Origin of the sequence: Streptomyces sp. CB02980 (genome assembly GCF_014451325.2) — a bacterium.
Lineage (GTDB): Bacteria > Actinomycetota > Actinomycetes > Streptomycetales > Streptomycetaceae > Streptomyces.
Genome location: NZ_JACSCH020000008.1, coordinates 204660 through 228511 on the forward strand (window position 1 = coordinate 204660; position 23852 = coordinate 228511).

Annotated in this window: 21 protein-coding genes; 11 read left to right on the forward strand and 10 right to left on the reverse strand. The window is 73.0% G+C overall.

Going from position 1 to position 23852, the window contains the following annotated elements; genetic code table 11:
• Nucleotides 1–19: 19 nt before the first annotated feature.
• Together E0F75_RS19020 and mltG are read left to right on the forward strand one after the other, a co-directional pair.
• On the forward strand, nt 20–1879 hold the full coding sequence (locus E0F75_RS19020; RefSeq protein WP_187623709.1) for an ABC transporter ATP-binding protein: 1860 nt from the start codon (nt 20–22) through the stop codon (nt 1877–1879).
• A 306-nt stretch (nt 1880–2185) separates the two neighbouring features.
• The gene (gene mltG / locus E0F75_RS19025; protein ID WP_187623710.1) at nt 2186–3076 is read left to right on the forward strand and encodes an endolytic transglycosylase MltG; all 891 of its coding nucleotides are present in this window, start codon (nt 2186–2188) and stop codon (nt 3074–3076) included.
• 6 nt (nt 3077–3082) lie between these two features.
• On the opposite strand, the gene E0F75_RS19030 is transcribed toward mltG, so the two are convergent.
• The 6 genes from E0F75_RS19030 to E0F75_RS40725 form a co-directional block, all read right to left on the reverse strand.
• Nucleotides 3083–4249: an NAD(P)-binding domain-containing protein gene (locus E0F75_RS19030; RefSeq protein WP_374115411.1), complete on the reverse strand. Its 1167-nt coding sequence runs from the start codon at nt 4247–4249 to the stop codon at nt 3083–3085.
• Nucleotides 4250–4375: 126 nt separating this feature from the next.
• Nucleotides 4376–5587 (reverse strand): LLM class flavin-dependent oxidoreductase, encoded by a 1212-nt coding sequence (locus tag E0F75_RS19035; protein WP_187623711.1) that lies wholly within the window; start codon nt 5585–5587, stop codon nt 4376–4378.
• Complete coding sequence (locus E0F75_RS19040) at nt 5584–6618, reverse strand: ABC transporter substrate-binding protein (protein WP_187623712.1); 1035 nt, start codon at nt 6616–6618, stop codon at nt 5584–5586. The genes E0F75_RS19035 and E0F75_RS19040 overlap by 4 nt, the downstream gene beginning before the upstream one ends.
• 88 nt (nt 6619–6706) lie before the next feature.
• Nucleotides 6707–7438: an ABC transporter ATP-binding protein gene (locus tag E0F75_RS19045; protein WP_187623713.1), complete on the reverse strand. Its 732-nt coding sequence runs from the start codon at nt 7436–7438 to the stop codon at nt 6707–6709.
• Nucleotides 7411–8271, reverse strand: a complete 861-nt coding sequence (locus tag E0F75_RS19050; protein ID WP_187623714.1) for an ABC transporter permease — start codon at nt 8269–8271, stop codon at nt 7411–7413. The genes E0F75_RS19045 and E0F75_RS19050 overlap by 28 nt, the downstream gene beginning before the upstream one ends.
• A gap of 164 nt (nt 8272–8435) precedes the next feature.
• Nucleotides 8436–8519: a putative leader peptide gene (locus E0F75_RS40725; protein WP_351816447.1), complete on the reverse strand. Its 84-nt coding sequence runs from the start codon at nt 8517–8519 to the stop codon at nt 8436–8438.
• A gap of 196 nt (nt 8520–8715) precedes the next feature.
• On the opposite strand from E0F75_RS40725, the gene E0F75_RS19055 reads away from it, so the two are divergent.
• The 5 genes from E0F75_RS19055 (at nt 8716) to E0F75_RS19075 (ending at nt 15479) form a co-directional block, all read left to right on the forward strand.
• Nucleotides 8716–9576, forward strand: coding sequence for an ABC transporter ATP-binding protein (locus E0F75_RS19055; protein WP_187623715.1), 861 nt, complete (start codon nt 8716–8718; stop codon nt 9574–9576).
• The gene (locus E0F75_RS19060; protein ID WP_187623716.1) at nt 9573–10550 is read left to right on the forward strand and encodes an iron-siderophore ABC transporter substrate-binding protein; all 978 of its coding nucleotides are present in this window, start codon (nt 9573–9575) and stop codon (nt 10548–10550) included. The genes E0F75_RS19055 and E0F75_RS19060 overlap by 4 nt, the downstream gene beginning before the upstream one ends.
• A 4-nt stretch (nt 10551–10554) precedes the next feature.
• Entirely contained in the window at nt 10555–12624 is a 2070-nt protein-coding gene (locus E0F75_RS19065) for an iron ABC transporter permease (protein ID WP_187623717.1), read from the forward strand.
• A 145-nt stretch (nt 12625–12769) separates the two neighbouring features.
• Complete coding sequence (locus tag E0F75_RS19070; protein ID WP_187623718.1) at nt 12770–13318, forward strand: FABP family protein; 549 nt, start codon at nt 12770–12772, stop codon at nt 13316–13318.
• A gap of 4 nt (nt 13319–13322) precedes the next feature.
• Nucleotides 13323–15479 (forward strand): prolyl oligopeptidase family protein, encoded by a 2157-nt coding sequence (locus tag E0F75_RS19075; protein WP_187623719.1) that lies wholly within the window; start codon nt 13323–13325, stop codon nt 15477–15479.
• On the opposite strand, the gene E0F75_RS19080 is transcribed toward E0F75_RS19075, so the two are convergent.
• Nucleotides 15427–16410: a helix-turn-helix transcriptional regulator gene (locus E0F75_RS19080; protein ID WP_187623720.1), complete on the reverse strand. Its 984-nt coding sequence runs from the start codon at nt 16408–16410 to the stop codon at nt 15427–15429. The genes E0F75_RS19075 and E0F75_RS19080 overlap by 53 nt on opposite strands.
• Before the next feature lie 239 nt (nt 16411–16649).
• Between E0F75_RS19080 and E0F75_RS19085 the strand changes: the two genes are divergently transcribed.
• The 4 genes from E0F75_RS19085 (at nt 16650) to E0F75_RS19100 (ending at nt 20370) form a co-directional block, all read left to right on the forward strand.
• Nucleotides 16650–17813, forward strand: coding sequence for an ATP-binding protein (locus E0F75_RS19085; RefSeq protein WP_187623721.1), 1164 nt, complete (start codon nt 16650–16652; stop codon nt 17811–17813).
• An 87-nt stretch (nt 17814–17900) separates the two neighbouring features.
• The gene (locus E0F75_RS19090; protein ID WP_187623722.1) at nt 17901–18476 is read left to right on the forward strand and encodes a hypothetical protein; all 576 of its coding nucleotides are present in this window, start codon (nt 17901–17903) and stop codon (nt 18474–18476) included.
• A gap of 195 nt (nt 18477–18671) precedes the next feature.
• Nucleotides 18672–20084: an aminopeptidase P family protein gene (locus tag E0F75_RS19095; RefSeq protein WP_187623723.1), complete on the forward strand. Its 1413-nt coding sequence runs from the start codon at nt 18672–18674 to the stop codon at nt 20082–20084.
• Between the two features lie 112 nt (nt 20085–20196).
• Nucleotides 20197–20370: a sialidase family protein gene (locus E0F75_RS19100; RefSeq protein ID WP_187623724.1), complete on the forward strand. Its 174-nt coding sequence runs from the start codon at nt 20197–20199 to the stop codon at nt 20368–20370.
• On the opposite strand, the gene E0F75_RS40730 is transcribed toward E0F75_RS19100, so the two are convergent.
• The 3 genes from E0F75_RS40730 to E0F75_RS19115 form a co-directional block, all read right to left on the reverse strand.
• On the reverse strand, nt 20367–22049 hold the full coding sequence (locus tag E0F75_RS40730; protein WP_374115412.1) for a serine/threonine-protein kinase: 1683 nt from the start codon (nt 22047–22049) through the stop codon (nt 20367–20369). The genes E0F75_RS19100 and E0F75_RS40730 overlap by 4 nt on opposite strands.
• Before the next feature lie 91 nt (nt 22050–22140).
• Nucleotides 22141–23139 (reverse strand): PaaX family transcriptional regulator C-terminal domain-containing protein, encoded by a 999-nt coding sequence (locus E0F75_RS19110; protein WP_187623725.1) that lies wholly within the window; start codon nt 23137–23139, stop codon nt 22141–22143.
• Nucleotides 23136–23774: a GNAT family N-acetyltransferase gene (locus tag E0F75_RS19115; RefSeq protein ID WP_187623726.1), complete on the reverse strand. Its 639-nt coding sequence runs from the start codon at nt 23772–23774 to the stop codon at nt 23136–23138. Before E0F75_RS19115 ends, E0F75_RS19110 begins: the two co-directional genes overlap by 4 nt.
• Nucleotides 23775–23852 lie beyond the last annotated feature (78 nt).

Sequence of the window (23852 nt, forward strand, 5' to 3'; positions counted from 1 at the left end):
CGAACCCTCGAAGGAGCCCATGCGCCCCCACGACCAGTCCGACTGGACGCCCCCGCCCCGCGACTCCTCGCAGCCGAAGGAGCCCGCGCAGCTGCGGCGCATCCTGCGGCTCTTCCGCCCCTACCGCGCCCGCCTGGCGCTCGTCGGCCTTCTCGTCGGCGCCGCCTCGCTCGTCACCGTCGCCTCGCCCTTCCTGCTCAAGGAGATCCTCGACACCGCGATCCCCCAGGGGCGCACCGGGCTGCTCAGCCTGCTCGCCCTCGGCATGATCGCCACCGCCGTGCTGACCAGCGTCTTCGGCGTGCTCCAGACCCTGATCTCCACCACCGTCGGCCAGCGCGTCATGCACGACCTGCGCACCGGGGTCTACGAGCAGCTCCAGCGGATGCCACTCGCCTTCTTCACGCGCACGCGTACCGGCGAGGTGCAGTCCCGCATCGCCAACGACATCGGCGGCATGCAGGCGACCGTGACCTCCACGGCCACCTCCCTCGTCTCCAACCTCACCGCCGTCGTCGCGACCGTCGCCGCGATGCTCGCCCTCGACTGGCGGCTCACCCTCGTCTCCCTGCTCCTGCTGCCGGTCTTCGTCTGGATCAGCCGCCGCGTCGGCAACGAGCGCAAGCGGATCACCACCCAGCGCCAGAAGCAGATGGCCGCCATGGCCGCGACCGTCACCGAGTCCCTTTCGGTCAGCGGCATCCTGCTCGGCCGCACCATGGGCCGCGCCGACTCCCTGACCAAGTCCTTCGCCGAGGAGTCCGAGCGCCTCGTCGACCTCGAAGTGCGCTCCTCCATGGCCGGACGGTGGCGGATGTCCACCATCGGCATCGTCATGGCCGCCATGCCCGCCCTGATCTACTGGGCCGCCGGCATCGCCCTGGGCTCCGGCGGTGCCGCCATCTCGCTCGGCACCCTCGTCGCCTTCGTCTCGCTCCAGCAGGGCCTCTTCCGGCCCGCCGTCAGCCTGCTCTCCACCGGCGTGCAGATGCAGACGTCCCTCGCGCTCTTCCAGCGCATCTTCGAGTACCTCGACCTGCCCGTGGACATCACCGAGCCCGCCGAGCCCGTCCGGCTCGCCGAGGTCCACGGCGAGGTCGCCTTCGAGAAGGTCGAGTTCCACTACGACCCCGAGGACGCCGGCCGGCCGACCCTCGACGCCGTCGACCTGACCGTGCCCGCCGGGGGCAGCCTGGCCGTCGTCGGCCCCACCGGCTCCGGCAAGTCCACCCTCAGCTACCTGGTGCCCCGGCTCTACGACGTCACCGGCGGCCGCGTCACCCTCGACGGGGTCGACGTGCGCGACCTGGACTTCGACACCCTCGCCCGCGCGGTCGGCGTCGTCTCCCAGGAGACGTACCTCTTCCATGCCTCCGTCGCCGACAACCTCCGCTTCGCCAAGCCGGACGCCACCGACGAGGAGATCTGGGCGGCCGCCCGCGCCGCCCAGATCCACGACCACATCGCCTCGCTGCCCGAGGGGTACGACACCCTGGTCGGCGAGCGGGGCTACCGCTTCTCGGGCGGCGAGAAACAGCGCCTCGCCATCGCCCGCACCATCCTGCGCGACCCGCCCGTACTGATCCTCGACGAGGCCACCAGCGCCCTCGACACCCGTACGGAGCACGCCGTGCAGCAGGCCATCGACGCCTTGTCGGCCGGCCGGACCACGATCACCATCGCCCACCGGCTCTCCACCGTCCGCGACGCCGACCAGATCGTCGTCCTGGAGGCGGGCCGGATCGCGGAGCGCGGCACGCACGACGAGCTGCTCGCCCGGGACGGGAGGTACGCGGCCCTGGTCCGGCGGGACGCGCGGAGCGCCGCGTCCGCCACCGAACAGGCGAACGTGGGAGCGGTTGTTCCCCAGAACGTGTGATCGTTCCGGGATTCGTTGCTCAACTCCCGTACGACGTCGGATGATTGCGGAACGCGATCGACGGGCTGCAGACCGTGACCGCACAGTCCCACTGAAGCATCAGTCCCACTGATGTACCTGTACGAGGAGAAGCACCACCATGAACGTCATCACCAACCTGCTCGCCGGCGTCGTCCACTTCCTGGGCTGGCTCGTCTGACGATCGCAGTGCCCCGGCGCCGCCGGTCCCCCGTCCCAGGGGACCGGCGGCGCCGCCGTGTGCGCGGGCTCCCGGGATTCCCGTGCGCGGCGGGTTAGCGTGCGGCCATGAGGTACCGGCCGCCGACACCGTACGCAGCCCCACGCCGCCGCCCTTCCCTTCCCCCGAGCCTCCGTCCCTCCCGGCGCCGTCCCCGGCTCACCCGGCGCGGTCGCCTCGCGCTCCTCCTCGGCGCCCTCGTCGCCGTGGCCGTCGCCGTCACCCTGCCCCTGCTCCTGACGCGGGACGAACCGGCCGTCGAACAGCCCCGGGCGCTCCTCGTCCCCGAGGGCCGGCGGGCCGGCCAGGTCTACACGGCCGTCGACCGGGCACTCGGCCTGCCCGAGGGCACCACCCGCAAGGCGGCGACCGCGTCCGCCCTCCCGCTGCCCGCGGCCGCCGGAGGAAACCCCGAGGGCTACCTGTTCCCGGCGACGTATCCCGTCCTCGACGCCACCACCCCCGAGGGGCTGCTCCGCTTCATGGTCGACACGGCCGGAAAGCGCTTCGGGGCCGCCCGGATCGCCGAGGGCGCGCGGGCGCACGGCATGAGCGTGTACGAGACGGTGATCGCGGCCAGCATCGTCCAGGCCGAGGCCGACAACCCGGAGGACATGGCCAAGGTCGCCCGGGTCGTCCACAACCGGCTCGCCCGGGGCATGGCCCTCCAGATGGACTCGACCCTCAACTACGCGCTCGGCCGCAGCACCGTGGACACCACGGTCGAGGACACGCGGCTCCAGAGCCCGTACAACACCTACGAGCGCAAGGGCCTGCCGCCGACGCCCATCGGCAACCCGGGGGACCAGGCCGTGGACGCGGTCATCCGTCCGGCGGACGGCGACTGGCTCTACTTCGTCACGGTGACCCCCGGAGACACCCGCTTCACCGCCGACTACGCGGCCCACCAGCTCAACGTGGCCGAGTTCAACGCCAACCGGGGTGCCGAGCAGGGCTGAGCCGGATCACACGGAGGCGGCCACCGGGGCGGTCCCCGTCGCGGTCGTCGTGTCGCGCCGCAGCAGACGCCGGATGTCCGAGGCCGCCGCCCGCCCGGCCCGGTTGGCACCGATCGTCGACGCCGACGGACCGTACCCCACGAGGTGGACGCGCTCGTCCCGGACCGCGCGCGTGCCCTCGACCCGGATCCCGCCGCCCGGCTCGCGCAGCCGCAGCGGGGTGAGGTGGTCGATCGCCGCCCGGAAGCCGGTCGCCCAGAGGATCACGTCCACGTCGACGGCCCGGCCGTCGTCCCAGGCCACCCCGGTCGGAGTGATCCGGTCGAACATCGGGAGGCGGTCCAGGATCCCGCGCGCGCGTGCCGCGCGGATCGCGTCGTTGAGGGGGAGCCCGGTGACCGAGACGACACTCTTCGGGGGCAGTCCCTGCCGTACCCGCTCCTCCACGAGTGCGACGGCGGCCCGCCCCTCCATCTCCCCGAACGGCCCCTCGCGCCAGACCGGCTCGCGCCGGGTCACCCAGAAGGTGTCGGCGGCGACGTCCGCGATCTCCATGAGGTGCTGGGTGCCGGAGGCTCCGCCGCCGACGACGAGGACCCGCTTCCCGGCGAACTCCTCCGGGCCCGGGTAGCCGGCGGTGTGCAGCTGGTGCCCCCGGAAGGTCTCCTGGCCCGGATAGCGCGGCCAGAAGGGGCGGTCCCAGGTACCGGTGGCGTTGATCACGGCACGGGTGGCGTACGTACCCTCGGAGGTCTCGACGAGGAGCCGTCCGGCCTCGTCCTCCCGTCCTCCGTCGCCCTCGCGGACGGCCGTGACGTCGACGGGGCGGTGGATCCGCAGGTCGAAGGTCTGCTCGTACGAGTCGAAGTACGCGCCGATCACCTCCGAGGACGGCCGCGCGGGGTCGGCGCCGGTCAGCTCCATGCCGGGCAGCGCGTGCATGCCGTGCACCTTGCCGTAGGTGAGCGACGGCCAGCGGAACTGCCAGGCACCCCCCGGATGCGGGGCGTGGTCCAGGACGACGAAGTCCCGGTCCGGCTCCAGTCCGGTGTGGCGCAGATGGAAGGCGGCCGAGAGCCCGGCCTGTCCGGCGCCGATGACGACGACGTCCACCGGCGTCGGCCCCTCGCCCGCTGCCGCGGCCCCTGACTCTTCGACCCCGTAATCGTTCACGGTTCTACCAACCGAGGCGGGGGCGCGGATCTTCCCGCGCCCCCCATGACGGCCTCCTTCCCGCACCCCCCACGACAGGAGCCTTCCCGCACCCCCCACGACAGGAGCCGACGCGCCGGTCCCGTCCTACCGCCCGCCGGCCACGAGCAGCGGAGCACCCCCCGGCGCCGAGGCCGGCCGGCCGTTCGCGGCCGGGACGCCGAGCAGCGGGGAGGGCAGCACCGTCGGCAGCAGGCCGCGTGCCGCCAGGACCGGCCGCACGCCCTCGCCGAACCAGTACGCCTCCTCCAGATGCGGGTAGCCGGACAGGACGAAGTGCTCCACGCCCAGGTCGTGGTACTCCTCGATCCGGTCCGCGACCTCGGCGTGGCTGCCGACGAGCGCGGTGCCGGCGCCGCCCCGTACGAGACCGACCCCCGCCCACAGGTTCGGCGAGATCTCCAGCCGGTCGCGGCCGAGGGAGCCGCCCTCGTGCAGCGCCAGCATCCGCTGCTGGCCGACCGACTCGCTCCGGCCCAGCACCTGCTGCGCGGCGGCGATCGTCTCGGCGTCGAGATCGGAGAGCAGCCGGTCGGCGGTCGCCCAGGCCTCGCGCGCCGAGTCACGGGAGATCGTGTGCAGCCGGATTCCGAAGCGGACCGTGCGGCCGCGCTCCTCCGCGAGGCCCCGGATCCAGTCGATCTTCTCCTTGACCTGCCACGGCGGCTCGCCCCAGGTCAGATAGACGTCCGCGTGCTCGGCCGCCACCGGACCGGCCGCGGCGGAGGAGCCGCCGAAGAAGATCTCGGGCAGCGGGTCCGGCGGCAGCGCGGTGAGCCCGCCCTCGATCCGGAAGTGCTCGCCCTCGTAGTCGAACGGCCGCCCGCTCCACGCGCCCCGCACGACCGACAGGAACTCGGCCGTGCGCGCGTACCGCCGGTCGTGGTCCAGGTGGTCGCCGAAGCGGCGCTGTTCGCTGGAGTCCCCGCCGGTCACCACGTTGAGGAGGAGCCGGCCGCGGGTGATCCGCTGGTACGTGGACGCCATCTGGGCCGCGAGTACCGGCGAGATCACCCCCGGCCGGAACGCCACCAGGAACTTGAGCCGTTCGGTGTGCTGGGCGAGCGCGACCGTGGTGAGCCAGGCGTCCTCGCACCACGTCCCGGTCGGGGTCAGCACGGCCTCGAACCCCAACTGCTCGGCCGCCTTGGCGATCTGGATCAGATAGTCGATGTCGGGCGCGCGCACCCCGGACACGGTGCGGTCGCGGGTGATCCCGCCGTCCGTGTAGGCGTGCCGGTCGACGAGGGTCCGGCCGTCGCCGCCGGTGGGCAGGAACCAGTGCAGATGGACGGTCATGAGGAGGCCTTTCCATAGCTGCGCGCCGGGGTGGTGGACGGCGGCAGGTCCTTGTTGAAGCGGGTGTCGACGTAGTCGGCGAAGCGGAACGTGCGCGGGATGAGCCCCAGGGCGGAGAACGTGTCGGCGATCTTCTGCTCGGAGGCGATGGCGGCGGCGTCGAGGGCGACCGGGATACGGGTGCCGTTGCTGCGCTTCACGGCGGCGAGGGCCACCTCGTACGGCAGTCCGGTCTCCTTCGACCAGACCTTGGCCCAGGCGTCGGGGTGGTCGAACACCCAGCCCTGGGCGCGCCGGAGCCGCTCGACGAAGTCGCCGATGGCCTTGGCCTTCGCGGGGTCGGCGAGCGCAGAGGGGGCGGCGACCTGGAAACCGAGGCCGTTGACGAGCCCGCGCCCGTCGGAGAGGACCCGGCCCTTGCCGCTCAGCAGGACCTGCGAGGTGTACGGGTCCCAGACCGCCCAGGCGTCCACCTTGCCACTGGTGAACGCGGCCAGGGCGTCGGCCGGCTGGAGCAGCGTCACCCGGACGTCGCTCGGCTTCAGGCCGGCCTTGGCGAGCGAGGAGATCAGCTGGAAGTGGGCGGAGCTTCCCTGGGCGACGGCGACCTGCTTTCCCTTCAGGTCCGCCACGGAGCGCAGGGGCGAGTCCTTCGCGACGAGGATCGTCTCGCCCGCGGAGTCGCCGTGCGTCGCGGAGACCACGGTGATCTTCGAGTCGGCGCCCGCGGCGAAGACGGGCGGGGTGTTGCCGACCGAGCCGATGTCGACGGCCTTGGCGTTCACCGCCTCCAGTAGGGGTGGTCCTGACGTGAACGTCGACCATGTGACCCGGTACGGAAGGTCGTCCAGCTCACCGGCGGCCCGTAGCAGCGCCTCGACGCCGCCCTTCTGGTCGCCGACGTTCAGGACGACGGAGCCCTTGCCGTCGGAGTTCGAGGACGAGCCGGCCGCGGAGGCGCCGGAGCAGGCGGAGGCGAGGAGCGCGAGCGGCACGAGCAGGGCCGCGGTGGACAGACGGAAGGACTTCACAGGGATCGCTCCTTGGGGAGGGGACGAGGGAGAGGAAGGGGGCGGTGGGTGGACCTGGGCAGGGGCATGGGCATGCTCAGGGGCATGGTCAGGCCGTATGTCCGGCGAACTCGGCCTCGTTGACCCCCAGTTCGGCGAGGAGGCGAGTCCGGAGCGCGGCCAGGGCGGGATCGCCGGCGGAGCGGGGCCGGTCCAGTGCGACGGCGGTGTCGTACGCGATGACGCCGTCCCGCATCACCAGCGCGCGGTCCGCGAGCTGTAGCGCCTCGTCCACGTCGTGGGTGACGAGCAGGACCGTGCAGCCGCGTCGCTGCCACAGCTCGGCCACGAGCCGTTGCGCCTTGATGCGGGTCAGCGCGTCGAGCGCGCCGAACGGCTCGTCGAGCAGCAGCAGATCCGGGTCCCGTACCAAGGCCCTTGCGAGGGAGGCGCGTTGGGCCTCGCCGCCGGAGAGCGTCTTCGGCCAGGCACCCGAGCGGTCACCGAGCCCGACCTCCGCCAGGGCCTTCTCCGCCACCGCCCGGCCCGGCTTCCCCGGCAGCCCGAGGAGCACATTGCGCCAGACCCGCTTCCACGGCATCAGGCGCGGCGCCTGGAAGGCGACGGCGCGACGGCGCGGGACGAGGACGGTGCCGGAGATCTCCCGGTCGAGCCCGGCGAGGACCCGGAGGAGGGTGGACTTGCCGCAGCCGCTGTGGCCGAGGAGTGCGGTGAACTGCCCCGCGTACAGGGTGAGATCGAGCCCGTCGACGACCGGTCGCCCGTCGAAGGAACGGGTGAGGCCCTGGACGGTCACTGCCCGGTGAAGGTCGGTCGCCATTGCAGCAGCAGCCTTTCGAGAGTGCGGACGACGGCGTCGGCGAGGAGGCCGAGGAAGGCGTAGACGACCAGGCAGACGACGATCACGTCCGTGCGGAAGAACTCCCGCGCCTGGTTCATGAGGAAGCCGATGCCGGCGTCGGCGTTGATGGACTCGCCGAAGACCAGTGCCAGCCAGGCGGTGGCGAGGGAGTACCGCAGCCCGGTCATGGCCCCGGGCAGCGCGCCCGGCAGTACGACGTGCCGGACGAGACCCCAGCGTCCGAGCCCCAACGACTGGCCGGCTTCTACGAGTTGGGCGTCGACGCCGCGGATTCCGGCGTACACGTTCAGATAGAGGTGGAAGGCGACGCCGAGCGCGATCAGTGCCACCTTGGGCGCCTCCCCGATGCCCAGCCAGATGATGAGGAGCGGGATCAGGCCGACCCAGGGCACGGTCCGCAGCATCTGGACGGGGGCGTCGACGAGGTCCTCGCCGAGCCGGGAGAGTCCGGAGAGCAGGGCGAGCGCGATGCCGACGATCCCGCCGATCAGCAGTCCGACGGCGACCCGGCGCAGGGAGACGCCCATCGCGGTGGGGAGGGTCCCGTCGCCGATCAGCTCACCGCCGGCGCGGGCGATGGTCCCCGGCGAGGCGAGCGCCTCGGCCGGCAGCACCCCTGTCGCACTGAGGGTCTGCCACAGGGCGAGGAGCAGGAGGGGGCCCACGGTGCGGCGCAGCCAGCGGGGGACGGCGGGGGCGCGGCCGGGGCCGCGATCCGGGGTGAGGGGTTCGACATCCGGCAAAGGCGATATGTCGGGCGGGGAATGGGGTGGGGCATGACCGACCGTCATGGCGGAACTCCGGGGGAGTGGGTGGGGAGAGCGCGTATGGGTACGCGTCAGCGACCGCGGGCGGCGCGGGGCGAGCGCGGGCACACGGCGATCAGGGCGTCAGCGGGGGTACGGGTACGGCGCGCGGCGTCGGAGGGGCGGCGCGTCGGAGACGTGAAAGGGCGTCAGCAGCCGCGGCGACACGCGGCGGAGGCCACCCGCAGCAGGTCGATGTGACCGCGCGTGGTGAGCAGGGCTGTACGCAACATGGCGCGAAGGTAGCGACGCACGCGTCCCGGGTCAACGGCGTCTCGGAGCGTGGACGCGCTTCTGGGACGCGTGGAGGCGGTCCGGCAGGGAAGGGGCGGAGTGAGGCGGGGAGATCAGCTTGGCCTGAATGCATCTTGTGTCCGCGACGCGGGACCCCCTTTTGCTGATCGGTAAGGTTAGGCTAACCTCTGCGACGTGCAAGCAGGTGAACAGACCGACGCGACGCTTCGTCCCCGCGGTCATGAACTCTCGGCCACGGGTGTCACCGTGGCGTACGAAGGCGTCGATGTCGTCCACGACGCCTCCATGACGCTGCGCCCCGGCGAAGTGACCGTCCTCGTCGGACCCAACGGCAGCGGCAAGTCGACGCTGCTCCGTACCATCGCACGGCTCCAGCAGCCGCGTACCGCCACGCTCACGCTCGACGGGACCGTCGACGGCCTCGCGCTGAGCCCCCGTGAGTTCTCGCGCCACGTCGCCCTGCTCACCCAGGGACGCCCCACCCCCAGTGGGCTGACCGTCCGCGACCTGGTCGAATTCGGTCGCTACCCCTACCGGGGGCGCTGGGGCAGGGCCGACCCGGACGGCAAGGCGGCGGTGGACCGCGCGCTCGCCATGACGGGCGTCACCGAACTCGCCGGGCGCGGCGCCGAGCACCTCTCCGGCGGCCAGCTCCAGCGCGTCTGGCTCGCCGGCTGCCTCGCCCAGCAGACGGGGGTGCTGCTGCTCGACGAGCCCACCACCTACCTCGACCTGCGCTACCAGGTCGAACTCCTCGACCTCATGCGTGACCTGGCGGACGACCACGGCATCGCCGTCGGCGCCGTCCTCCACGACCTCGACCAGGCGGCGGCCGTCGCCGACCGGATCGTCCTGCTCGACACGGGACGCGTCGTCGCCGACGGCAGCCCCTCGGACGTCCTGACGCCCGAGCGGCTGACCGACACCTACGGCATCCGCATCGAGGTCGACACCGATCCTCTCACCGGCCGGCTGCGCACCCGTGCGATAGGCCGGCACCACTCGCGAAGCGAAAGGCTCAGCACCACCTCATGAGACGCCTCCTCCTCACCACGGCGGTCGCCACCACCGCGGCCCTCACCCTCACCGCCTGCGGCACCACCGAGCCCGCCGCCGACGACGCGAAGAAGACCACCGAGCGCATCACCCTCACGGACTCCACGGGTGAGAAGGTCGAGCTCGACGGCCCCGCCAAGAAGGTCGTCGGCACCGAGTGGAACGTCGTCGAGCACCTGATCACGCTGGGCGTCGACCCGGTCGGCGTCGCCGACGTCAAGGGCTACAAGACCTGGGACACCGCCGTCCCGCTCAAGAACGAGCCGAAGGACATCGGCACCCGCGGCGAGCCGAGCGTGGAGACCGTCGCCGCCCTCAAGCCCGACCTCATCGTCGCCACCACCGACCTGCCGCCGGCCGCCGTGAAGCAGCTGCGCAAGGTCGCCCCGGTCCTGACGCTGAAGGCCGCCGACGCCGCCGACCCGATCGGCCGGATGAACGCGGACCTCGACGCCATCGCCAAGGCCACCGGCACCACGCAGAAGTCCGAGGAGCTCAAGAAGGACTTCCAGGCGAAGCTCGACGAGGGCAAGAAGGCCCTCGCCGACGCCGGTCTCGCCGGGACGAAGTACGCCTTCGCCGACGGCTACGTGATGTCCAACCAGGTCTCGATCCGCCCCTACACCAGCGGTTCGCTGATCGGCGCGGTCAACGAGAAGATCGGTCTGAAGAACGCCTGGACCGTCAAGGGCGACCCGGCCTACGGCCTCGGCACCACCGACGTCGAGGGCCTCACCAAGCTCGGTGACGTGCAGTTCGCCTACGTCGGCAACGACGGCGACGCCGGCAGCACGCCCTTCACCGGTGTCCTCGCCAAGGACAAGGTCTGGACGTCCCTGCCGTTCGTCAAGAAGGGCAACGTGCACCGCCTCCCCGACGGCATCTGGATGTTCGGCGGCCCCCAGTCGATGAGCAAGTACGTCGACTCCGTCGTCGCCGCGCTGACGAAGTAACACCATGGCCGTCACCGCAACCACCCCCGCCACCCGTCCGCCGACGGCCACGTCCCGGACGGGCGCGGCCCCGGTGACGGCCGCCCTGGTCCTCCTCGTCGCGGCACTCGCGCTCGTGGACATCACACAAGGCACCGCCGCGGTCGGCGCGGCCGAGGTGTGGAAGGCGTTCACGGGCCAGGCCGATCCGGCCGACGCGTCCGTCGTCGTCGCCTCCCGCCTGCCGAGGATGACCGCCGGCCTCCTGGTCGGCGCCGTCCTCGGGGTGGCGGGCGCCGCCCTCCAGGCCGTCAGCCGCAACGTCCTCGCCTCGCCCGACACCCTCGCCGTCAACGCGGGCTCCTACTTCGCGCTCGGCCTCGGCGCCGCCTTCGGCCTCTCGCTCCCGCTGTTCGCCTCCTCCGCCCTCGCCTTCGTCGGCGGTCTCGCGGCGGCGGCCGTCGTCCTCGCCCTCTCGGGCCTCGGCGCCGGAACCGTCCGCCTCGTCCTCGCGGGCAGCGCCCTCACCCTCGGCCTCACCGCCGTCACCGAAGGCATGCTCCTGCTGTTCCCCGCGGAGACCGAGGGCCTCTACCGGTGGAACCAGGGCAGCATCTCCCAGAACGGCTTCGACGGCGTCCTGCAGATGGCCCCGATCGCCGTCACAGGCCTCGTCGGACTGCTGCTCCTCGCCCGCCGGATCGACGCCCTCGCCCTCGGCGACGACGCCGCCCGCGGCCTCGGCGTCCCCGTCCGCGCCACCCGGGTCACCGCCGTCGTCCTCGCCGCCCTGCTCTCCACGGCCGCCGTCACCCTCGCCGGACCCGTCGGCTACGTCGGCCTCTGCGCCCCCGCGATCGTCCGGCCCCTCGCCCGCAGGTTCCGGGGCTTCACCAAGTCGCGCGGCTTCCTGCCCGCGACCGCACTCACCGGCGCCGCCCTCGTGCTCGGCTCCGACGTCCTGCTGCGCGCCCTCGTACCGGCGGACGTGGCGGTCTCCGTGCCGACCGGCGTCGTCACCAGCCTCGTCGGCGCCGTCTTCCTGATCGTCATGGCCACCCGCGTCCGGGACACGGCCGGAGCCACCGCCACCGAGCGGCTCCGCATCAGGAGCAGGGCCCGCTTCCTCACCGTCACCGCCGTCCTGGTGGCCGTGGTGATCGCCGTCGCCGTCGCCGGCGTACTCCTCGGTGACAGCAAACTGCTTCTCGGCGACGTCCTGAACTGGGCCCAGGGACAGGCCGGCCGGACCGTCACCTTCGTCCTCGACACCCGGGTGCCCCGCGTCCTGGCCGCCCTCTTCGCGGGCGCCGCGCTCGCCCTGGCCGGCACCCTCGTCCAGGCCGTCACCCGCAACCCGCTCGCCGAACCCGGCATCCTGGGCGTCTCCGGCGGCGCCGCGCTCGGCGCCGTACTCCTCGTGACGACCGTGCCCATCGCCGGTTCGTGGGGCATGGCCGGCGCCGCGTTCGCGGGCGCCGCCGCCAGCTCCGTCCTCGTCTTCGGACTGGCCGCGCGCGGCGGGTTCCAGCAGAACCGGCTCGTCCTCGTCGGCTTCGGCGTCGCCATCGCCGCCTCCGCCCTGATCAGCCTCCTGATCATCCTCACCGACCCGTTCAACGCGACGAAGGCCCTCACCTGGCTGTCGGGCTCCACCTACGGGCGGTCCCTGCCCGACGTGGTCCCCCTCGTCGCCGTCCTCGCCGTGGGCACGGCCGTCGCGTTCGCCCGGCGCACCGAACTCGACCTCGTCTCGCTCGACGAGGACACCCCGCGCCTCCTCGGCCTCGGCCTGGGCCGCGCACGCCTCGGCTTCCTCGCCCTCGCCGTCCTGCTCACCGCCACCGCCGTCGCCGCCGCCGGCACGATCGGCTTCGTGGGCCTCGTCGCACCCCACGCGGCCCGCGCCCTGGTCGGCCGTCAGCACGCGCGCGTGGTGCCGGTCGCCATCCTCCTCGGTGCCGTCCTCGTCTGCGCCGCCGACCTCGTCGGCCGCACGGTGATCGCCCCGGCCCAGCTCGGCGCGGGCCTGATGACGGCGGTGATCGGCACGCCGTACTTCCTCTACCTGCTGGTACGGAGCCGACGCGGCTAGGACCGCCACGAGTGTCACGAGTGCCACGAGGCCCGGCCGGAGGGCGGACGACCCAGGGGGTGTCTTGCCGATCGGGCCGGGCTCGCGGCGTCCGGCACCGCCTAAGCTGCCCTCCGGCACAGGCCTCGACCCAGGAGCACGCACCATGACCGACCGCGACCGGCAGCCCCCGTACCCCGACGCCCTCCGGCCGGACGCGGCACCGGCCCCGCACGAGTTCCTCGCGCCGGTGACCGGGCTGCTCGGCACCTGGGTCGGCACGGGCCGGGGCGGGTACCCGACGCTCGCCGAGGACTTCGCGTACGCGCAGGAGGTCACCTTCAGCCACGACGGCCGCCCCTTCCTCCACTACGAGGCGCGCGCCTGGCTGATCGACGCGGACGGCACCCCGCTGCGACCTGCGGCGCGCGAGAGCGGCTGGTGGCGCCTCAAGCCCGAGGGCACCGTCGAGGCGCTGATCACCCAGCCCACCGGCATCGCCGAGATCATGGTCGGCCGCGCCGAGAACGGCACGATCGACCTCACCACCCACACGGTCGCCCTCGCCCCCACGGCCAAGGACGTCGAGGCCACCCGCCGCCGCTACACCCTCACGGACGCGGACACCCTGGACTTCGTCCACGACCTGGCGGCGGTGGGCCAGCCGCTGCAACACCATCTGTCGGCACAGCTGCGACGCGAGGACGGGAAGTAGACCCATGGGGAACCTGAACCACGACGACCCGTACCTGTGGCTGGAGGACGTCTCCGGAGAGGCCGCGCTGGCCTGGGTGGCCGAGCGGAACGCGGAGACCGCGGGAGCGGTGACCGAGGGCGACGCGTTCGGGGCCCTGAAGACGCGGCTGCGGGAGGTGCTCGACGCCTCCGACCGGATTCCCTACACCGTGCGGCGCGGTGAGCACCTGTACAACTTCTGGCGGGACGCGAACCACCTGCGCGGAGTCTGGCGGCGGACCACCCTGGAGCAGTACCGCCAGGACGACCCCGAGTGGGAGGTGCTCCTCGACGTCGACGCGCTGGCCGACGCCGAGGGCGAGAAGTGGGTCTGGGACGGGGCGCGGGTGCGGCGGCCGGAGTACGACCGGGCCCTGGTGCGACTCTCGTGCGACGGTGGGGACGCCGTCGTCGTCCGCGAATTCGACCTCGGCACACGGGAGTTCGTCGACGGCGGATTCCGGCTGCCCGAGGCCAAGACCCGGATCGGATGGGTCGACGACGACACCGTCTTCGTCGGTACGGATCTGGGCCCGGGCTCGCTCACCGACTCCGGCTATCCGCGCACCGTCCGCCGATGGCGGCGCGGCACGCCCGTCGAGGACGCCATCCTCGTCTACGAGGCCGACCGGGCGGACGTGGCCGCCTGGGGCTACCGGGACACCACACCGGGGTTCGAGCGGGAGTTCGTCGGCCGCTCCCTGGACTTCTTCCACAGCGAGACGTACCTCCTGCGCCCCGACGGCACCCGCGTACGGATCGACGTGCCCGACGACGCGAGCGCCTACGCCCATCGGCAGTACCTGATCGTCACCCTCAAGTCCGCGTGGCTCGGGCAGCCGACGGGCTCGCTGCTCGCCTTCGACTTCGACGCCTTCCTGGCGGGCGACCGCACTCCCGACGTGCTGTTCACGCCCGATCCCCGGACCGCCCTCGCCGGACACACCTGGACCCGCAACCACCTCCTCCTGGAGACGATGCGGGACGTCAGCACCCACATCGAGGTCCTCACCCCCGCCCCCGACGGCGGCTGGACGCGCGAGCCGCTCGTCGGCGTCCCGGCCCTGTCCGCCGTCAGCGTCGTCGACACCGACCCCGACGTGTCCGACGAGTACTTCCTCGACGTGTCCGGGTTCCTGCAGCCCTCCACCCTCCACCACGGACGGATCGGCGCCGGCTCGGAGGTCCTCAAGCAGGCCCCGCACCACTTCGACCCCACCGGCCTCACCGTCGACCAGCATTTCGCGACCTCCCGGGACGGCACGCGCGTCCCGTACTTCGTCGTCGGCCCCGACCGCGCCACCGCGCCCGGCCCCGGTCCCACCCTGCTCTACGGCTACGGCGGCTTCGAGGTCTCCCTCACCCCGTTCTACGGCGGGGTCACCGGCCGGGCCTGGCTGGAGCGCGGCGGCACCTACGTCATCGCGAACATCCGCGGCGGCGGCGAGTACGGCCCCGACTGGCACCAGGCCGCGCTCGGCGCCGAACGCCCCCGGGCCTTCGAGGACTTCGCCGCCGTCGCCGAGGACCTCGTGGCGCGGGGCATCACCACCCCGGCCATGCTGGGCGCCAAGGGCGGCAGCAACGGCGGGCTCCTCATGGGCGCCATGCTGACCCGCCACCCCGAGCTCTTCGGCGCGATCGTCGCCCAGGTGCCGCTCCTCGACATGACCCGCTTCCACAAGCTCCTCGCGGGCGCGTCCTGGATCGCCGAGTACGGCGACCCCGACGACGAGGCCGACCGCCCCCACCTGCTCGCACTCTCCCCGTACCACCGGCTCGCGGCGGACCGGGACTACCCGCCGGTCCTCCTGATGACCTCGACCCGCGACGACCGCGTCCACCCCGGGCACGCCCGGAAGACGGCGGCCCGACTGCGGGAACTCGGCCACCGGGTCCTCTTCCACGAGAACACCGGCGGCGGGCACGCGGGCGCGGGAGACAACGAACAGGCCGCCCACAACAGCGCGCTCGTGCACACCTATCTGTGGCAGCAGCTCACGGGAGCGGGAGCGGGAGCGGGAGCAGAGGTGGGAGGGGGAGCGGAGGCCGGCTCGGTATCCGAGGCGACGACGATCCCCGGACCGCTCACAGCCACCCCGACCGCTGCGCCTGCAGCGCCATCTGGAACCGGCTCGTAGCCCCGAGCCGGGCCATCAGGACCTGCACGCGGCGGAAGAGCGTACGGCGGCTGACGCCGAGCTCCCGGGCGATGACCTCGTCGCTCGCTCCGGCCGCGAGCAGCCGGAGCAGACGCCGGTCGGCGGGCAGCAGCCCCGCCGGCCGGGCCGAACGGCCGTGGAACGGCAGCGCGTTCTGCCAGGCCTGCTCGAACAGCGCCACGAGCGCGGAGAGCAGGCCGCACGGCTGCACGACCAGCATCGTGTTGTACACGTCCGTCTCCTTGATCGACAGGGCGACCAGGGCGTACGCGTCGTCGATGACCACCAGCTTGACCGGCACCGACGGCAGGACCCGCGCCTGCTCGCCGGCCTCGATGCACGGCTCGATCGAGTTCTCCAACTGCCCCGGATACTCAAGGGACTCCCGCGAGTACACGACTCGCTGGGTCACCCCACGCGCGAGCGTGGCCAGCGCGTCGTCCGTGGCGCCGACGAGGGGGAAGTACGGCGGCGAGTCGAACTGCCGGATCTGCTCCCGGGCGCTCGTCCACGCCTGACGCATCCGGAGCCCGATGGCGTCACCCGTCACGACCTCCACCAGCGGGTCGTGATACCCCGCCAGTCGGTGCCGCCGGAACGACTCGAACGCGCCCCCGACGGTGATCCGGGAGGCGTCGAGCTCGGCCGCCCGCCGCCGCCCGAGGATCTCCAGACCCGCGGTGGGCGGCACCGGCGCCACGACGTCGGAACCCTCCTCGGCGGTGCTCGCCAGACCGCAGTCGACCAGCTCGCGGTACGCCTCCGCCAGCGCCTCGTCCCCGAGCCCGGCCGCGGCACCGATCGAACTCAGCGGCGCGGGCCCGCACTCCAGGAGCGTCCGGTAGACCCGGGCGCCCTCCTGACCGATGCCCAGAAGCCGGAGTGCCTCGCTGAGTTTCTCGTTCGCCATGCAGCGATTATCGACGTCTTCGATTCGGGGCCGTCGGTCCCCGCCGTTCGTGTGCCGTGACGGGCCTGAAGGCCACCCCGGACGGCCGCCGACAAGGGGCGCGGATCCCAGGGTCGTCCGCCTTCCGACGGGCTCCCACCTCCCCTCCCAGGCGTTCGCTAGAACCCCTCTGACCTGGCGTTTTGTGGGAATCCGCCTAGGCTGACGGAGGTCTGGAAGACACTGTCGGAGGGGACTTCATGAGCGACGACGCACGCACGTACGACGCCGGCCGCATCCATGTGATCGAGGGACTGGAGGCTATCCGGAAGAGGCCCGGGATGTATGTCGGATCGACCTCGCAACGAGGTCTGCACCAGATGGTGTACGAAGCCCTGAGCCCGGCCGTGCACGGGGTCCTGACGCGTGGTGCGGGCTCCGTCGATGTCACGCTCACGTCCGACGGCGGCGTCCGGGTCGCCGACGACGGGCCCGGCGTCCCGTTCGAGAGCGCGGGGGACACCGCGGCTCCCGGCCTGGAAGCCCGGCTGACACGCGTGTACGCCGGGTGGGAGCTCGGTGGTAGCCGTGTGGTGAGGCTCGACCTCTTCGGCGCCGGGCTGAGCACGGTCAACGCGCTGTCGAGCCGTCTGACCGCCGAGGTGCGACGCGAGGGAGTCCGCGAGATCCAGGAGTACGCGCGGGGTGTCGCGCTCGCCCCGCCCCTGCCTGCCGGGCCCGCGACGGGGAGCGGGACCACCCTGGCCTTCTGGCCGGACGCCGGCCTGTTCGAGACGACGGAATGCTCGTACGACGTGCTGGCGGAGCGCTTCAGGGAACTCGCCTTCCTGAACCGGGGCCTCCGCATGGCCCTGACCGACGAGCGTCCCCCGGGCGGGGCCGGGACCGAGCGGTTCGAGGGCGGGGTACGGGACTTCGTCGCCTGCCTGGAGACCGACGCCGGGGGCGCGCCCGTCCACCCGGACATCCTCTCCTTCGAGCTGGAGGACCCGCGGATGGCGGGGTCCATGGAGGTGGCCCTCCGGTGGTCCGACTCCGGGGAACAGGTGGTGCGGAGCTTCGCCAACAGCCGCCGCACGCACGAAGGCGGCGAGCACGTGGAGGGTTTCCGCGCCGGACTGGCGGCCGCGCTCACCGCGTACGCGAGGGAGCGGCGCCTGTTGACGGCGGCGGACCCCGATCTCGCCGCCGACCGGGTCGACGAGGGACTCACGGCGGTCCTGTCGGTGAAGCTGGACCGGCCGGAGTTCCACGGAGCCACCCGCACGCTCCTGGCCGGCGCCGAGGTGCGCTCCTGCGTCGAGGAGGCCGTCCGCGTGCGCGTCGGCGCGTGGCTGGAGCGGCACCCGGAGCAGGCCTCGGCCGTCGTCCACCGCATCGTCGGGGGAGCGGGCCGGGGCTGAGCCGCTGCGCCGCGGCGCTGCTACTCACCCACGGGTGAGTAGCAGCGCCCACGCGCGGTGCGGGGTGGCCGTCCTACGCTCCCGATCATGAGTGCTGTTGCCCGAAGTCGTCCGGGCCGAGTGGTGCGGCCGCTTCTCTACGGCCTGATCGCCGTGGGCCTGGTCGCCGCCGGCTACTACCTGTGGAACGGTCCGCCGTACCCCCAGGCCGACCCCGACGCGGTCGCCGTGCGCCTCAAGGCGCAGGCGCAACGGGTCTACGACGAGGCCGCGCTCCCCGGAGCCCCCGGTGTGCAGTCCCGGGTGGAGACGGGCACCTGCTCCTACCGCGGCCTCCGTTCCGTCGCCCACATCGACCGGGGGCGCCTCGACGTGCGCAGCTTCGGACTCTCCTGGCAGGTCACGGACGTGCCGGAGGCGACGGCCCGCGCGGCACAGGCGCGCACCCGGCTCCGCCTGGAGCGGGACGGCTGGAAGCTCGTCGGCAAGGACGTCTCCGACCTGGGCTACCGCTTCGAACACCCCGGGACGGGCGACAAGGTGGACGTCGACTGGTACGCGCCCACGGGCACCTTCGCCCTGAACACCTACGCGCCCTGCGGCAAGCTGCCGGACGGTTTCTCCGAGTACGACTGGCCGACCGCCGCCTGGACGCCCCGTTAGACGGTGCGGGTAGGCGCCGGTCCGGCAGGCGCCGGTGCGGGTAGGCCGGTCCGGCAGGCACCGGTACGCAGGCACCGGCCTGGCCGATCCGTGCCACTGGCGGTCTTCGGCAACCGGCGCCCGCGTAGCGGAGTACCTTCCGGGAGTCGCCGGCCCACGGCGGTCGAGGAACTCATCCGGAAGAAGGTGCAGGACGTGGCGAAGGGTCGCAAGAACGGCCTCTACGAAGGCGTCTCCGAGGAGCTCTCCACCCTGATGAGGTCGGGGTGGGCGGACACCGAGCGGCACGGGCTCGAGCCGGACGAGCAGGCCCCGTACGCGGCCCGCCGCCGGGCCGTGCTCTCCGCGCGCTTCCCCGGCGAGCGCCTCGTGATCCCCTCCGGCAACCTCAAGACCCGCTCCAACGACGACACGTACCCCTTCCGTCCGTACACGGGATACGTGCACATGACCGGCGACCAGGCGCGCGACGGCGCCCTCGTGCTCGAACCCCGCGCGGACGGCGGCCACGACGCCTACTGCTACCAGCTGCCGCGCGACAGCCGCGACAACGACGAGTTCTGGATCGGCTACACGGCCGAGCTCTGGATGGGCCGGCGCCGCTCGCTCGCCGAGGCCGAGGTCGTCCTCGGGCTGCCCTGCCGCGACGTCCGGACCGTCGCCGAGGACCTGGCCGCGGGTTCCGGTGTGCCGACCCGGATCGTCCGTGGCATCGACCCGGTGCTCGAAGCCGCGGTCACCACGGACGAGGAGCGCGACGACGAGCTGGAGGAGGCGCTCTCCGGACTCCGGCTCGTCAAGGACGCGTGGGAGATCGGCGAGATGCGCAAGGCGGTCGACTCGACCGTCCGCGGGTTCACCGACTGCGTCGGCGAGCTGTCGAAGGCCGTCGCCTCCTCCGAGCGGTGGATCGAGGGCACCTTCTTCCGCCGGGCGCGCCTGGAGGGCAACGCCGTCGGATACGGCTCCATCTGCGCCGCCGGTGAGCACGCCACGATCATGCACTGGACGGAGAACGACGGCCCGGTCCGGCCCGGTGAGCTGCTCCTGCTCGACGCCGGCGTGGAGACCCGCTCCCTCTACACGGCCGACGTCACCCGCACGCTGCCGATCAGCGGCACGTTCACCCCGGTACAGCGCCAGGTGTACGACGCGGTGTACGAGGCGCAGGAGGCCGGTATGGCCGCGGTCAAGCCGGGTGCCCCGTACCGCGACTTCCACGAGGCGTCCCAGCGGCACCTGACGGCGCGGCTCGTCGAGTGGGGCTTCATCGAGGGCCCCGTCGACCGCGCGTACGCCCTGGGTCTCCAGCGTCGCTTCACGATGGCCGGCACCGGGCACATGCTCGGCCTGGACGTCCACGACTGCGCGCAGGCCCGCACGGGGGAGTACGTCGAAGGCGTCCTCGAACCGGGCATGGTGCTCACCGTCGAACCCGGGCTGTACTTCCAGCCCGACGACCTGACCGTGCCGGAGGAGTGGCGGGGCATCGGCGTCCGGATCGAGGACGACCTGGTCGTCACCGACGACGGCCACGAGAACCTGTCGGCGGGCCTCCCGCGCTCTTCGGCAGAGGTCGAGTCCTGGATGGCCCGCTTCGCGGGCTGACCCGACCCGGGGAGCGGATGACGGCCCCGGCGGTGCGGTCCGAGGGACGGGCCGTCCGCAGGGCTGCAGTCGGCGAGCCCGCCCTGTAAGCGAGGACGGCGGCCGGACGTTCATGCCGAGGCTCACCGTGTCCCGCAACAGGGCCGCGTACTCGGATCTCGTCCAGCTGGACGAGGCGACGATCGGACTCCTCCACGGGACCGGGACCGGGAGCGCGTACGAGACGGTGGAGTTCCGCCGTATCCCGCCGGCGGCGGTGACGGGCTCGGCGGGCCGAGGGCCCTAAGGCGAGGGCGTCGGGGTCGCGACCGGCCTGCGGATCTCGTCACGTATCTTGCGCGTCTCCGCCGCCGCCACTTCGAGGGAGGCGCTCGGGGTGAACTCGATCGCGACGGTGGTGTTGGCGTCGCCCCAGCCGCACACGGTCTTGCCGTCCACCGTCTCGCAGCGGAAGTCGACGTCCGAGCCGGGCACGCGGATCGTTCTGGCCGGATCGCCGACGGTCTCGCGGCCCGTGACGGTCATGGCTCTCATCAGGCTGTCCCGGTCCCACTCCGGGTCCGTGTACCGGCCCGACGAGCCGTACACCTCCACCGTGCGGAACGTGACCCCCTTCTCGAGGCCGGCACTGGTGACGGTGTAGTCGGCGGAGTAGTGCGTCGAGCCCTTCTGGCCTCCGTTGTCCGGCTGCGGGTCGGCGGGAAGGCGGTTCTCGATGTTGCGCCCGTACGCGCCGTCCACCATCGACTCGGGAAGGACGAGCTCGTGCGTGGCCGGGGGGAAGGAGGCGTCCGAGCCCCAGCCCGGCCCTCCGGCCGCGTAGATGCCGTAGCCCGCGCCACCGAGCACGAGCAGGGCTCCGGCCGCGACGGCGGCGACCCGTCCGGTGGGCATCTTCCCCGGCGGGGACCCGGCGCCCCGGGACCCGGCGGGCGGGGCTGCGGCGCCCGCGGTCGCGGCGCCCGGGGCTGCGGCGCGCGGGGGCGCGCCGACGGTCGCGGCATCGGCGATGTCCCCGGCGGTCGGTGCCACGGCCGACACGGCGGTCGGCGTCTGCGTCGGTGTCGGCGTCAGGGAAGGCGTCGGAGATGGTGCCGCCGGCGCCGCCGCCGGGGAGGCCGGTGCCGTCGGGTGGGCAGCCGCCTCCGCAGCCGCCTCCGCCGGCTTCGTGGCGGTCTCCGGGGCAAGGAGGTCCAACAGCCTTTTGGGGGTGGGCCTTTGCGCCGGATCCTTGGTCAGGCAGGCGGCGACCACCGGGCGTATGCCCTCCGGCAGAGCGGACAGGTCGGCCGGCTCGTGCACCGCCCGGTACATCAGCATCATCGGGGTGCCCTCCCCGAACGGCTGCCCACCGGCCGCCGCGACCAGCACCGCGCCCAGCGCGAACACATCGGCGGCGCCGCCCACTTCGAGACCCTGAGCCTGCTCGGGGGCCAGGAAGCCGGGCGTGCCGAAGGCCGCGCCGGTGAAGGTCAGCCGGGTCGCCTCCAGGGCCCGCGCGATACCGAAGTCGAGCACCCGCGGACCGTCGTCGGCCATGATGATGTTGCCGGGCTTGAGGTCACGGTGGATCAGGCCGCAGTCGTGGATGGCCTGCAGCGCCTCCGCCAACGCCGCGCCGAGCAGCCGCAGTCGGGCCTCGTCCATGGGACCCCGCTCGGCGAGCAGTCCCGAGAGCGTCGGCCCCGCGATGTAGGCGGTCGCGAGCCAGGGCGCCGCCGCGTCCGGGTCGGCGTCGACCACCTGCGCGGTGTGGAACCCGCCGACCTTGCGGGCGGCATCGACCTCCGCGCGGAACCGGGCGCGGAAATGCGGATCGGCGGCCAGTTCGGGGCGGGCCACCTTGACCGCCACGGTGCGTCCGCCCCGTGACCGTGCCAGGTACACCGTCCCCATGCCGCCCGCACCCAGCTCGCGCTCCACGACGTAGTCGCCGATGCGCTCCGGCAGGTCAACGCCGTCCACTCGCCACCCCCTGTGCGGCACGCCCCCGTTGGAATGCCGCGGGCCAGTATGGCCGACCCTCCGCCCGGCGTCACCCACGGACGATCACGCTTCACGCGAAGGCCGTGAGGTCCTCGTACAGGGCGAAGAGGCGGGGGAGCGGCGAACCGGAGTCCTGCCCGGGGCGGTTCGTCAGCGCGGTCCACGCGGTGGCGAAGAGCTGACGCGCCCCGGCTCCCGGCCAGGGCGAGGGGAGCAGTTCGGGGGGCAGCAGGGGGTCGGGCCCCATGGCGTACGTGAAGGCGGCGGCGAGCTGGACGGCGAGCGTCAGCCGCTCGGGGGCCGTCGGGCTCCCGGCGCGCTCCGCGTCGTCCGGGTTCTCCAGGCGGTGGAGGCAGCTTCGGGCGAAGGCGGCCAGGCGGTCGTGCCGGGCGGCGATCTCGTCGAGCGGCCAGAGTGCGGCGGCCAGCGCCCTCGGTTCGGCGACGTCCCCGACCCGCAGGTCGGTGCTGGTGAGGTACGTGACCTGGCCGGGGACGCCGAGGTGGTGGGCCTGGGCCTCGACGAGCGGTGCGATCGGATTGGCGGCGGCGTACAGGCCCCCGTGGAGCGGCGCGGCGCCGAGGTGGAGCAGGGTGTCGCGGAGCGCGTCGCGGGCGGCCCGCGCCGACTCCGGCACGGCGAAGGCGAAGAGGTGCCACCTGCCGTCCCAGGGGGCGAGGCCGTGGTCCTGGCGGTAGGCGTGACCGACATGGGCGGCGTCGGGAGCGATCGCGCCGGTGGCGTCGGCGACCGCGCGGAGGACGGCCTTGCGCCCCCGTCCCTCGTGGGTGAAACGGCCCTCCGCGACAAGGCGCTTGACGCAGAGCCGGACCTGCTGGTCGGTCATGGAGAGGAGCCCGGCGACGGCGTAGAGCTCCCCGGCGTCGACGGTGCCGTCGGTGCGGACGAGGGCGTGGACGAGCGTGCGGGTGGGGACGGGGTTCCACGCGGAGTCCTCCGCAGGGGAGGCGGGTTCGGCGGATTCGGTGCGTCCGGCATGTTCGGCGCGTCCGGATTCCTCGGCGGCTTCCGCCGTCCCTGCCCCCGTCGGGGTGATGCGGCGCTTCATCGGGCCTCCTGGCCGTGCGGGAAGTCGGCGGCCGTGACCGGCCGGTGCATGGTCGTGGCGGAGCCGAAGCCCATCAGATCGCGCAGATAGGGGGTCTTCTCCGTGTGGACGGAGACGAAGCCGTGCCGCTCGTACAGCGCGCGGGCGCGGGGATTGACGTCGATGACGTCCAACCGGATGCGGCGGCAGCCTGCTTCGGCGGCCACGGCCGCGATCTCGCGCAGGAGGAGGCCGCCGATGCCCGTGCCCCGGTGCTCCGGGGCGACCGCGATGCCGTCCATCACCAGCTCACGGTCGGCGGGCCGGCGTTCGAAGAGCGCGAGGAGGGCGAGGCGGGGCAGCCCGCGCAGTAGCCCGTACGCCGCGAGGACGTCCGCCGCGCCGCCACCGGTGAGCCCGCGCCCGTCGAGCTGGTAGCCCGCCACGCCCGCCACCTCGCCGTCGACGAGCGCGGTGACGCCCCGGTCGAGGTGGAGGTGGGCCGCGAGGAAGGCGCGGGCCTTGTCGGGGGGATTCAGGGCGGCGCCGAGCTTGCGCCCGAACGCCTCCCAGTACAACGCGGCGACCCTGGCCTCGCTGCCCTCGGGCACGCCACGGTGCACCACCGGCCCCGTGTCCGCCGGCCCTGTGTCCATCGGTCCTCCTCCGTCGGGCTCTGCCTTCGAGCTTGCGCTATCGATAGTAATACGTTCATTCTCGATACGAACGTTTTT